Annotated in this window: 9 protein-coding genes; 7 read left to right on the forward strand and 2 right to left on the reverse strand. The window is 73.7% G+C overall.

Going from position 1 to position 11,130, the window contains the following annotated elements:
* Nucleotides 1-11: 11 nt before the first annotated feature.
* Nucleotides 12-2,489 (reverse strand): putative bifunctional diguanylate cyclase/phosphodiesterase, encoded by a 2,478-nt coding sequence (locus OG994_RS18260; protein WP_192902136.1) that lies wholly within the window; start codon nucleotides 2,487-2,489, stop codon nucleotides 12-14.
* Nucleotides 2,490-2,617: 128 nt separating this feature from the next.
* Between OG994_RS18260 and ilvD the strand changes: the two genes are divergently transcribed.
* Nucleotides 2,618-4,465 carry a dihydroxy-acid dehydratase gene (gene ilvD, locus OG994_RS18265; RefSeq protein ID WP_120328576.1) on the forward strand — a complete coding sequence of 616 codons (1,848 nt, stop codon included), beginning with the start codon at nucleotides 2,618-2,620 and terminating at the stop codon, nucleotides 4,463-4,465.
* A 99-nt stretch (nucleotides 4,466-4,564) separates the two neighbouring features.
* Here the strand turns inward: ilvD and OG994_RS18270 are convergent, their stop codons facing one another.
* Nucleotides 4,565-5,752 (reverse strand): ROK family transcriptional regulator, encoded by a 1,188-nt coding sequence (locus tag OG994_RS18270; protein WP_204985183.1) that lies wholly within the window; start codon nucleotides 5,750-5,752, stop codon nucleotides 4,565-4,567.
* Nucleotides 5,753-5,944: 192 nt separating this feature from the next.
* Here OG994_RS18270 and OG994_RS18275 point away from each other — a divergent pair, with 192 nt between their 5' ends.
* The 6 genes from OG994_RS18275 to OG994_RS18300 all read left to right on the forward strand — a co-directional run bounded on the left by OG994_RS18275 (nucleotide 5,945) and on the right by OG994_RS18300 (nucleotide 11,065).
* On the forward strand, nucleotides 5,945-6,673 hold the full coding sequence (locus tag OG994_RS18275) for an amino acid ABC transporter ATP-binding protein (RefSeq protein ID WP_120328655.1): 729 nt from the start codon (nucleotides 5,945-5,947) through the stop codon (nucleotides 6,671-6,673).
* A gap of 17 nt (nucleotides 6,674-6,690) precedes the next feature.
* Nucleotides 6,691-7,644, forward strand: a complete 954-nt coding sequence (locus OG994_RS18280) for a glutamate ABC transporter substrate-binding protein (protein WP_120328577.1) — start codon at nucleotides 6,691-6,693, stop codon at nucleotides 7,642-7,644.
* A 16-nt stretch (nucleotides 7,645-7,660) separates the two neighbouring features.
* Nucleotides 7,661-8,305: an amino acid ABC transporter permease gene (locus tag OG994_RS18285; protein ID WP_120328578.1), complete on the forward strand. Its 645-nt coding sequence runs from the start codon at nucleotides 7,661-7,663 to the stop codon at nucleotides 8,303-8,305.
* Entirely contained in the window at nucleotides 8,302-9,174 is an 873-nt protein-coding gene (locus OG994_RS18290) for an amino acid ABC transporter permease (protein ID WP_328850424.1), read from the forward strand. The genes OG994_RS18285 and OG994_RS18290 overlap by 4 nt, the downstream gene beginning before the upstream one ends.
* On the forward strand, nucleotides 9,171-10,187 hold the full coding sequence (locus OG994_RS18295) for an asparaginase (protein ID WP_328850425.1): 1,017 nt from the start codon (nucleotides 9,171-9,173) through the stop codon (nucleotides 10,185-10,187). Before OG994_RS18290 ends, OG994_RS18295 begins: the two co-directional genes overlap by 4 nt.
* Nucleotides 10,188-10,321: 134 nt before the next feature.
* The gene (locus OG994_RS18300; protein ID WP_120328581.1) at nucleotides 10,322-11,065 is read left to right on the forward strand and encodes a copper homeostasis protein CutC; all 744 of its coding nucleotides are present in this window, start codon (nucleotides 10,322-10,324) and stop codon (nucleotides 11,063-11,065) included.
* Nucleotides 11,066-11,130 lie beyond the last annotated feature (65 nt).

The following is an 11,130-nucleotide window of genomic DNA, read 5'->3' on the forward strand; positions in this document are numbered from 1 at the left end:
ACGACATGGGCTCAAGCCTGACGCATCTCACGCGATGAGTCAACTGATCCCACATGTTGGTTCACGGGTGTCGGCGCGTCGTCCCGCGACGCGCCCTCCGCACCCGGTGTGACCTGGCCTGATCCACTCTGCGGGCGCCGCGTGCCGGGCAGCACGCCGGGTCGCACACCGGCGGCCGAGGAGCGGACGCCGGCGCCCGCCGGCCGGGCGCCGGGCGCGTCGCCGGCGGGCGGGGAACCGGCCGTGGGATCGGCGCGCCGGGGACCCGGCGTGACGCCCGCGGGCCGGGCGCCGGGAGAGGTGGCCGCCTCCAGCATCGCCTCCAGGTGCTCCGCCGGCACACCCCATCCGCAGAGCGCCCCCTGGCCGAACCGGCAGCCCGCGGCGACCACCGCGGCCAGCTCGGTCGGGGTCGTGACCCCCTCGGCGATGACCTCCAACCCGAGCTGGTGGCCGAGGCGCATGACGACGTCGACCATCGGTGCGAAGGCGGGGCCGTCCCGTCCGACCGGGCGCACCGGCTCGTGCTCGGCGACCAGGCTGTGGTCGATCTTCAGGATGTCGATCGGCAGCCGGCGCAGCTGCCCCAGCGACGAGTAGCCGGCGCCGAAGTCGTCCAGGGCGATCCGCACCCCGGTCAGCCGCAGCGCCGCGAGCCGCCGGATCAGCTCGTCGAGATCCGTGGCGACGGCGTGCTCGGTCACCTCCAGCACGAGCCGTTGCGGCGGCACCCGGTGGGCGCGCAGCGCCTCGGTGACCAGCACCACGTACTCCGGATCGTGCAGCTCGCGCGGCGACACGTTCACCGACACCCAGACGTCGTGCCCGTCGGCGAGCCAGCGGGAGAGCTGGTGGCAGGCCTGGTGGAGCACCCACGCGCCGAGCTTGGCGATCATCCCGCACTCCTCGGCCAGCGGGATGAACTCGTCGGGGCGCACGTTGCCCAGCTCCGGGTGGTGCCAGCGCAGCAGCGCCTCGGCGCCGACGGGGCGTACCGAGGGCAGGGAGGCGACCGGCTGGAAGGCCAGGCGCAGCTCGTCGCGTTCGATGGCGCCGCGCAGCTCGTGCTCCAGCGTGGTGCGGCGGCGCAGCAGCTGGTCGTACGCGGCGTCGTACCGCTCGATCCGGTTCTTGCCGCGCTGCTTGGCGTAGCGCAGGGCCAGGTCGGCGTGGCGCAGCAGCAGTTCCCCGTCGGGTTCACCGGTGCAGCCGGCGATCCCGATGCTCACCGAGAGGAAGACGGGCGACTCCCCCTGGTCGTACGCCCGGCCCAGCACCGCGAGCAGGCGCTCGGCCACCCGGTCGGCGTCCTCCGGGCGGCCCCGCGTCAGCACGGCGAACTCGTCGCCGCCGAGGCGGGCCGCCACGTCGTCGGGGCGCAGGGTGTCCCGCAGCCGCCGGCCCACCTCGGCCAGCACGGCGTCGCCCACGTCGTGCCCGCGCATGTCGTTGACGTTCTTGAAGCCGTCGAGATCCAGGCCGAGCAGCACGCACGGCGTGCCCGACTCGACGTGGCCGTGCAGGGCGCGCAGCAGCCCCCGCCGGTTGGCGAGGCCGGTCAGCGCGTCCGTGTGGGCCAGCTCGCGGAAGTGCGCCTCGCGCTCGGCCAGCCGCCCCGCGTACGCCCGCACGTCCCGGACGCCCAGGTACTGCCGGGCCACCAGGGCGAAGCCCTCGACGGCGCAGACGAGCACGCTGAGCACGGTGAACCGGCCGCCCTGGAGGAGGTGGTAGGTCGCCGAGGCGGTCATGGCGATCATCGGGACGATCGCGTTGTCGCCGCTGCTGTCGATCGGGTCGTGCGCGACCTCCCGCCGGGGGTCGGTCCGCAGCGCCGACAGGGCCGCGGTGAGCAGGCCGGCCGCGAGCAGCCCGGCACCGCTCAGCGCCACCGCCGGCCCCGCCTGGCACAGCCCGGCGGCCAGGCCCAGCCCCCCGCCGGTCACCCCGACGACGGCGACGGCGAGCGCGACGAGCCCGCCCCGCGGTGCGGCGGACCGGCAGGCGGCGACCGGACCGACCCCGGCGGCGAGCGCCGCACCGACCGTCGCGAGCAGGATCGGCGTGCAGGCCGTCGGCGTGGCCCCGCCCAGCATCCGGGTCGGCTCGCTGACGAGGACCCAGCCGACGAACCAGAGGGCCGCCGCCACCATCACCCCGTCGAGGGCGAGCCGGAGCGCCGCCGACACGGAGCCCACCACACCCGGCAGCCGCACCAGCCCGGCCAGGAAGACCAGCCCGCTGGCCGCCGTGCCGACCGACACCGCCGTCGCCCAGCTCGTGCGGTGCCCCTGCTCGTGCGCCCAGTGCGGGGCGGCGTGGAGCAGCACCCCGAGCCCGACGAGGAGGCCGGCCAGAGCGATGCCGGCGGCCGTCGCGACCAGCAGCAGCGCCTGCCGGTGCGCGCCGGTGCGCCGCCGGGCGGCGACCGTCAGCAGCACGGTGGCCGAGGCGGCGACGAGCCAGCTCAGCGCCGCGGCGACGGCCATGCCCGGGGGGAGATGCACGTCTCAACTCTGCCGGATGAGCGCCTGCCGTGGGATCCCGGGTGTGCATCTGTTGGGACACGGTGCCCGCGGGCGGCACCCGCCGCGACAGCGGTGCCAGACTGGTACGCATGCCTGAGCTGCGGTCGAAGACCTCCACGCACGGTCGGACGATGGCCGGTGCCCGGGCCCTGTGGCGGGCCACCGGGATGACCGACGACGACTTCGGCAAGCCGATCGTCGCCATCGCCAACAGTTTCACCCAGTTCGTACCGGGCCACGTCCACCTCAAGGACCTCGGCGGCCTGGTCGCCGACGCGGTGGCCGAGGCCGGCGGCGTGGGGCGGGAGTTCAACACGATCGCGGTCGACGACGGCATCGCCATGGGCCACGGCGGCATGCTCTACTCCCTGCCCAGCCGGGAGCTGATCGCCGACGCGGTGGAGTACATGGTCAACGCGCACTGCGCGGACGCCCTGGTCTGCATCTCCAACTGCGACAAGATCACGCCGGGCATGCTGCTCGCCGCGCTGCGGCTCAACATCCCGACGGTCTTCGTCTCCGGCGGCCCCATGGAGGCCGGCAAGACGGTGGCGATCGAGGGGATCGTGCACAGCAAGATCGACCTGATCGACGCGATGGTCGCCTCGTCCAACGAGGCGGTCACCGACGAGCAGCTCGACGCCATCGAGCGGTCGGCCTGCCCCACCTGCGGCTCCTGCTCGGGCATGTTCACGGCCAACTCGATGAACTGCCTCACCGAGGCCATCGGGCTCGCGCTGCCCGGCAACGGCTCGACGCTGGCCACCCACGCGGCGCGCCGGCAGCTCTTCGTGGAGGCCGGGCACACCGTCGTGGACCTGGCCCGACGCTGGTACGACCAGGACGACGCCACCGTGCTGCCCCGGTCGATCGCCTCGCGGGCGGCGTTCGAGAACGCGATCGCGCTCGACGTGGCGATGGGCGGCTCCACGAACACGGTGCTGCACCTGCTCGCCGCCGCCCGCGAGGCCGAGCTGGACTTCGGCGTGGCCGACATCGACGAGATCTCCCGCCGGGTGCCCTGCCTGGCCAAGGTCGCCCCGAACTCGCCGCAGTACCACATGGAGGACGTGCACCGCGCCGGCGGCATCCCGGCCATCCTCGGCGAGCTGGACCGCGCCGGGCTGCTCCACCGCGACGTGCACTCCGTGCACTCCCCCTCGCTGGAGCGCTGGCTGGCCGACTGGGACGTGCGGGGCGGCTCGGCGACGCCGGAGGCCGTCGAGCTGTTCCACGCCGCGCCGGGCGGGGTGCGCACGACCGAGCCGTTCTCGACCACCAACCGCTGGTCGTCGCTGGACACGGACGCGGCGGGCGGCTGCGTGCGCGACGTGGCCCACGCCTACACGGCCGACGGCGGGCTGGCCATCCTGCACGGGAACCTCGCCCCGGACGGGTGCGTGGTGAAGACCGCCGGGGTGCCCGAGGAGTGCCTGACGTTCCGCGGGCCGGCCCGGGTCTTCGAGTCCCAGGAGGCCGCCGTCGAGGGCATCCTCAACAAGTCGGTCACCGCGGGCGACGTCGTGGTGATCCGGTACGAGGGGCCGAAGGGCGGCCCGGGCATGCAGGAGATGCTCTACCCCACCTCGTTCCTCAAGGGCCGGGGGCTGGGGAGGGCCTGCGCGCTGCTCACCGACGGGCGGTTCTCCGGCGGCACGTCCGGGCTCTCGATCGGGCACGTCTCGCCCGAGGCGGCGTCCGGGGGGCTCATCGCGCTGGTGCGCGACGGCGACGAGATCGTCATCGACATCCCGGCGCGTTCGATCGCGCTGAACGTGCCGGACGACGAGCTCCAGGCCCGCCGGGTCGCCGAGGAGAAGCGCGACCGTCCGTACACCCCGACCGACCGGCAGCGCCCGGTCTCGGCGGCGCTGCGGGCGTACGCCTCGATGGCGACCTCGGCCAGCGACGGCGCCTACCGCCGCGTCCCCGAGTGACCGGAGGGGGTCCCCCGCCGACGCGTCCGGTGCGGCAGGGGACCCCGCTCGGCACGCCGGACCGGGCGTCGACGCCGCCGGCGGGGCCGGTGCGCGGCGTCAGGCGGGCTCGACGACCCGGTCGATGACCAGGTGCGCCGCGCCCATGATGCCGACGTCCGGGCCGGCGACGACCCGCTCGATGAGCAGCGCCTGGGTGGCCAGCGGCAGGCACCGCTCGTACAGGGTGGCGCGCATGCTGGCCAGCAGCGGCTCGCAGTCGGCGAGGCGGCCGCCGATCGCGACGACCTGCGGGTTGAAGAAGTTGACCACCACGGCGAGGATCTCGCCGATCGACCGGCCGGCGCGGCGGGCCAGGGCCGTGGCGTGCCGGTCACCGTCGTCGATGAGCCGCATGACGCCCGTCAGGTCGTCGACCGGTACGCCCTGCTCGCGCAGCGCGGTGACCAGGGCCGCGCCGCTGGCCACCGCCTCCAGGCAGCCGGTGTTGCCGCAGCTGCACAGCGGGCCGGGATCGGCGAGCACCCGGCAGTGGCTGATGTCACCGGCGGAGCCCTGTGCGCCGCGGTGCAGCCGCCCGCCGGAGATGACCCCGGCGCCGATGCCGGTGCCCGCCTTCACGTAGACGGCGTGCTCCAACTCGGGATGGGTGGCGTGGTGCTCGCCGAGCGCCATGAGGTTCGCGTCGTTGTCGACGACGACGGGCACGTCCGTCCGCTCGGCGCAGAAGGCGCGTACGTCGAAGCCGTTCCAGCCAGGCATCCGGGACGGGCTGACGATCCGGCCGGTCTCGAACTGCACGGGGCCGGGGATGCCGATGCCGATCCCGCGCAGGCCGCGGGCGGCGACATCACCCCGCTGCCCGGGCACCGGGGCCGCTGAGCCGGGCACCAGGGCGGCGATCTCGTCGAGGAGCGCCCCGAGCACGGCCTCCGGCCCGTCCTCGATACGCACGGGCAGCAGGCGCGACTCGACGACGCGCCCGGACAGGTCGAGGGTGCCGAGGCGGGCGTGGTGCGCCCCGAGGTCGATGGCGCCGACGAGCGCGCCGCCCGTGGGCACGGCGAGCTGTCGGGGACGCCGCCCGCCCCGGGACTTCCCGGCGCCCGTCTCCTGGAGCAGGCCCTCGCTGATGAGGGCCTCGACCCGCTGGGAGACGGTCGACGGCGACAGCCCGGAGAGCCGGGCGAGATCGGCCCGGCTGGCCGCCGCTCCGCTGGCCACCAACCGGAGCAGCTCACGTGGACCGCCGCGCAGACCGTCACGCGGGGCGTCGCCAATCGTCACGCCAGGTTCTTAGCATCCGAACTTCATTCCAGCAAGCTGTTGACTTCGTTCGGCATCTCGCATTAGATGTCGGCGTTGATTCGAGGTAGACATATCTTTATTCGATCGTCGTAGAAAGTGAGGCGAGCTGTGGCACCGACGGCGGCATCCGACCTCGCGGGCCGGACCGAGCCGACCCGCCCGGACCGACCGATGGTGTCCGTGCGTGGCCTGCAGAAGTGGTTCGGCCCGTTGCACGTGCTCAAGGACGTCGACCTGACGGTCGCCGCCGGCGAGGTCGTCGTGGTGATCGGCCCGTCCGGCTCCGGCAAGTCGACGCTCTGCCGCTGCCTCAACCGCCTCGAGGTCGCCGGCGCCGGCACCATCGAGATCGACGGCGAGCCGCTGCCGGCCGAGGGCCGCAAGCTCGCCCGGCTGCGCGCCGACGTCGGGATGGTCTTCCAGTCGTTCAACCTGTTCGGTCACCGGACGGTGCTCGACAACGTCACGCTCGGACCCGTCCGGGTACGCCGCGTGCCGAAGGCCGAGGCCCGCGAGCAGGCGCTGGCCCTGCTCGACCGGGTCGGCATCGCCGACAAGGCCGACCACTACCCGGCGCAGCTCTCCGGCGGCCAGCAGCAGCGGGCGGCCATCGCCCGCGCCCTGGCCATGCGGCCCAAGGTGCTCCTCTTCGACGAACCGACCTCGGCCCTCGACCCGGAGATGGTCAACGAGGTCCTGGACGTGATGGTCTCCCTCGCCGCGGAGGGGATGACCATGATCGTGGTCACCCACGAGATGGGCTTCGCCCGGCGCGCCGCGGACCGCGTCGTCTTCATGGACGACGGCCGGATCGTCGAGTCCGGCACCCCCGACGAGTTCTTCGCCGCTCCCCGTACCGACCGGGCGAGGGACTTCCTCTCCAAGATCCTCCAGCACTGACCCCCGAGGAGGGTGGCATGTCGATTCTCTCCAGGAACGTCACGCGTCGCCGCGCGCTGACGATCGCCGCCACGGCCGTGACGGTCGCGCTCGCCGCGACCGGTTGCGGCGACGGCGGCTCCGCCCCCGCCCTGCCCGGCGCGGCGGGCGGCGACAAGGCGGCCCAGTCCGTCTTCGACGCCGCGCCGGTGGCCTCCGACGCGGAGATCCCGGCCGGCTCCACGATGGACAAGATCCGCAAGCGCGGCTACCTGACGGTCGGCGGCTCGCTGGACGCGCCGCTGCTGTCCCAGCAGAACCCCGTCACCGGCGAGATCGAGGGCTTCGACGCCGACATGGCCAAGCTGCTGGCCAAGTACATCATCGGCAAGCCCGAGGTGAAGACCGTCACCATCGGCACCCAGACGCGCGAGGCGATGCTCCAGGCCAAGGAGGTCGACGCGGTCTTCCAGACCTACACGATCACCCCGCAGCGGGCCACCCAGGTCGCGTTCGCCGGGCCGTACCTCACCTCCGGCCTCGCCGTCGCCGTCCGCAAGGACGAGACGAGCATCAAGAGCGTCAAGGACCTGGCCGGCAAGACCGTCATCGTGGGCGCCAACACCCCCGCGGTCACCGCGCTGCCCGAGGCCGCCCCCGGCTCGAAGCAGGTCGCCTTCGCCACCGACCCGCAGGCCGTGCAGGCCCTGCTCCAGAAGCGCGGCGACGCGTACGTGCAGGACTTCACCCTGCTCGCGTCCAACGCCAAGTCGAACCCGGGCATGAAGGTGGTCGGCGAGCCGTTCACCACCGAGGCGTACGGCATCGGCCTCAACCACGAGGACACCGAGTTCAAGGAGTTCGTCAACAACTGGCTCCGGAAGATCCAGGCCGACGGCACCTGGGCCAAGGTGTGGCAGAACACCCTGGGCAGCGTCGTGGAGGGCGGCACGCCCACCCCGCCGGCCATCGGGTCCGTCGAGGGCTCCTGAGGATCGCACCTCCGCCATGGACGCCCTCACCGGTCATCTCGGCGAATTCGGCCACGGGCTGGTCACGACGGTCCACATGACCGTCGTGACCACCATCGGCGCGCTGCTGCTCGGCGTGATCGTGGCGACGCTGCGGATCTGCCCCGTGCCGCTGCTGCGCGGCGTCGGCACGGTCTACGTCGAGGTGCTCCAGAACCTGCCGCTGCTGGCCCTGCTGGTGCTCTTCGTCTTCGCGCTGCCCACCATCGGCATCACGTTCCCGCTGTTCACCTCGGCGGCCATCGTGATCTCCGCGTACGAGGGGGCGTACCTGGCCGAGGCGATCCGCGCCGGGATCAACACGGTGGGCGTGGGGCAGGCCGAGGCCGCACGCGCCATCGGGCTCACCTTCAGCCAGTCCCTGCGGTACGTCATCCTGCCGCAGGGACTGCGCGCGGTGATCCAGCCGATGGGCACCATCTGCATCGCGCTGCTGATGAACACCTCGCTGGCCGCCGCGGTCGGGGTCGTCGAGCTGACCCAGGCCGCCAACAACGTCAACCTCGTCGAGGCCCAGCCGATCGCCGTCTTCACCGGCGCCGGCCTCGCGTACATGCTGCTGGCGCTGCTGATCAGCCGGATCACCGGCGCGCTCGAACGAAGGTTTGCGATCGTGCGATGAACCCGAACCAGCAGATCCTCTTCGACGTACCGGGCCCGCGGGCGCAGCGCCGCATCCGGATCGCCACCGTCCTCGGCGCGCTCGCCATCCTCGGCGGGATCGCCTGGGCGGTCCACCAGTTCGCGAGCCACGGCGAACTGGCGGCCGAGCGGTGGCAGCCCTTCACGACGTGGCCCATCTGGCGCTACCTGCTCGACGCGCTCTGGGCCACCCTGCTCGCCGCCGCGGCGACCGCCGTCCTCAGCGGCGCGCTGGGGCTGCTGCTCGCGCTCGGCCGGCTGTCCGCGCACCGGCCCCTACGCTGGCTGGCCGGCGCGTACGTGGAGGTCTTCCGGACCGTACCGGCGCTGCTGCTGGTCTACATCACGCTGTTCGCGCTGCCGAAGTACGGGCTGAACTTCCCGCTGTTCTGGAAGCTCGTGGTGCCGCTCGTGGTCTCCAACGCGGCGGCGTTCGCCGAGATCTTCCGCGCCGGCATCAAGGCCCTCGACCGGGGCCAGACCGAGGCGGGTCTCGCCATCGGGCTCCGCCGCGGGCAGGTCATGCGGCTGGTCGTCCTGCCGCAGGCCCTGCTCCGGCTCACCCCGTCGCTGGTCAGCCAGCTGGTCGGGCTGCTCAAGGACACCTCGCTCGGCTTCGTGGTGAGCTACACCGAACTCCTCTACAGCGGACAGGTGCTCGCCTCGTACACCCACCTGCTGATCCAGACGTTCCTCGTGGTGGCGCTGATCTACCTCGTCGTCAACGCGTCGCTGTCGAAACTCGCCCGCGTCCTGCAGGCCCGCAACGGGCGGCTCACCACGCGCGGCCGGTCGGCCGCCCGGGAGCCCGCGGCGACGCCACTCACCCCTGGGAGTACCGCCCGATGACCACCGCCCCGTACGCGGAACTGGCCCGGGTGACGCGCAACGGCGTCGTCGAGAGCCGGCACTTCGGCAGCGTCGTGGTGCTCGACCCGTCCGGCGCCGTGGCGCTCCGGGCCGGCGTACCCGACGAGCCGGTGCTGCCGCGCTCCACCCTCAAGCCGGTGCAGGCCCTGGCCTGCCTGGCCGCCGTGGAGGCCGCCGGCGACGCGTCGCCGCTGGCCGGCGTGCTCGCCGGCCCCGCGTTGGCGATCGCCGCCGGCAGCCACACCGGCGACGACCGGCACGTGGCGGTCGTACGCGACCTGCTGACCGCCGCCGGGCTGACCGAGGAGGCGCTCGGCTGCCCCGCCGACTGGCCGGAGGACGAGGCGACCCGCGAACGGCTGATCCGCGACGGCGAGCAGCGCAGCCGGATCCGGATGAACTGCTCGGGCAAGCATGCCGCCATGCTGGTCGCCGCGGTCGCCCGGGGCTGGTCGACCGACGACTACCTCGCCCCGGGCCACCCGTTGCAGCGGGAGATCGCGGCGGCCGTCGAACGGCTGGCCGGCGTACCCGTGAGCGCCGTCGCGGTGGACGGCTGCGGCGCACCGCTGTTCGGCCTGCCGCTCACCGGGCTGGCCCGCACGTTCCAGGCGCTCGCGACCGCCGCGCCCGGCAGCCACGAGGCGCGGGTGGCCGAGGCGATGCGCACCCACCCGGAGTACGTCGGGGGCTGGCACGGCCACCCGAACACCGACCTCATGCGGGCGCTGCCGGGCATCCTCGCCAAGGGCGGCGCCGAGGGTGTGCTGGGGGTGGCGACCCCCGATGGCTACGCGGTGGCCGTCAAGGCGATCGACGGCAGCCCCCGGGCCACCACGGTGATCGCCCTGGCCGCGCTGGCCGAGGCGGGCGCGGACGTCCACGGCGCACCGGAGCTGCGCCGCGTGCCGGTGCTCGGCGGGGGCGAGCCGGTGGGTGCCGTCACCGCCGCCATCGACCGCTCGTCGCCCGACGCCGCCACGACCTCCTGACCACGCCGCAGCGCCGCCCGGTGCGGCGACCGCGGCCGCCCGCCAGGGAGACGACCGCACCGACCGGCACGGCGACGACCACCGCCCGGCACGAACACGACAGCGGGACCGCCCCGCACGGAGAGGGAAGACTGATGACGACATTCGAGATCTGCATCGACAGCGTCGAGGGGGCGATCGCCGCCGAGGCGGCCGGCGCCGATCGGGTGGAGCTGTGCTCCGCGCTCTTCGACGGCGGGCTGACCCCGAGCATCGGCACGATCGAGACGGCCCTACGCAGCGTGGACCGGATCCGGGTGCACGTCATCGTCCGGCCGCGCGCCGGCGACTTCATCTACTCCCCCGTCGAGATCGAGTCGATGGTGCGGGACGTGCAGGCGGCGGTGGCCGCGGGGGCGCACGGCGTGGTCATCGGCGCGCTCACTCCCGAGGGCGACGTGGACGTGCCCACCACCCGGAAGCTCATCGAGGCGGCGGGCGGCGCGAGCGTCACCTTCCACCGGGCCTTCGACATGGTCCGCGACCCGTACGAGGCGCTGGAGCAGCTCGTCGAACTCGGCGTGGACCGGGTGCTGACCTCCGGCCAGGAGGTGAGCGTGCTGGAGGGCGCGCCGCTCATCGCCGACCTGGTCCGCCGGGCCGGCGACCGCATCATCGTCATGCCCGGGGGCGGCATCACGCCACGCAACATCGCCCGGATCATCGAGGCCACCGGCGCCCGGGAGTACCACTTCGCGGCACTGGTCACGTCGGACAGCCCGGCCGTCCACCGCAACCCGCGGCCGCTGATGGGCGGCACCCTGCACCGGCCCGAGTACGAGCGCTCCGGCACCTCGGCCGACCTGGTGGGCCAGGTGCTCGCCGCCGCCCGGGCCTGACCGCCCGGACACCGCAGACCAACACCCACCGGCCGCGTCCAGCGGCCCGGACACGATCCGGCGGG

This window comes from Micromonospora globbae, from assembly GCF_036184225.1.
Lineage (GTDB): Bacteria > Actinomycetota > Actinomycetes > Mycobacteriales > Micromonosporaceae > Micromonospora > Micromonospora globbae.

Coding starts and splice junctions, on each gene's coding strand:
- OG994_RS18295 (WP_328850425.1), top strand. CDS start 9,171: ATGACCACCGCCCCGTACGCGGAACTGGCCCGGGTGACGCGCAACGGC.
- OG994_RS18285 (WP_120328578.1), top strand. CDS start 7,661: ATGGACGCCCTCACCGGTCATCTCGGCGAATTCGGCCACGGGCTGGTC.
- OG994_RS18290 (WP_328850424.1), top strand. CDS start 8,302: ATGAACCCGAACCAGCAGATCCTCTTCGACGTACCGGGCCCGCGGGCG.
- ilvD (WP_120328576.1), top strand. CDS start 2,618: ATGCCTGAGCTGCGGTCGAAGACCTCCACGCACGGTCGGACGATGGCC.
- OG994_RS18275 (WP_120328655.1), top strand. CDS start 5,945: ATGGTGTCCGTGCGTGGCCTGCAGAAGTGGTTCGGCCCGTTGCACGTG.
- OG994_RS18280 (WP_120328577.1), top strand. CDS start 6,691: ATGTCGATTCTCTCCAGGAACGTCACGCGTCGCCGCGCGCTGACGATC.
- OG994_RS18260 (WP_192902136.1), bottom strand. CDS start 2,489: ATGGCCGTCGCCGCGGCGCTGAGCTGGCTCGTCGCCGCCTCGGCCACC.
- OG994_RS18300 (WP_120328581.1), top strand. CDS start 10,322: ATGACGACATTCGAGATCTGCATCGACAGCGTCGAGGGGGCGATCGCC.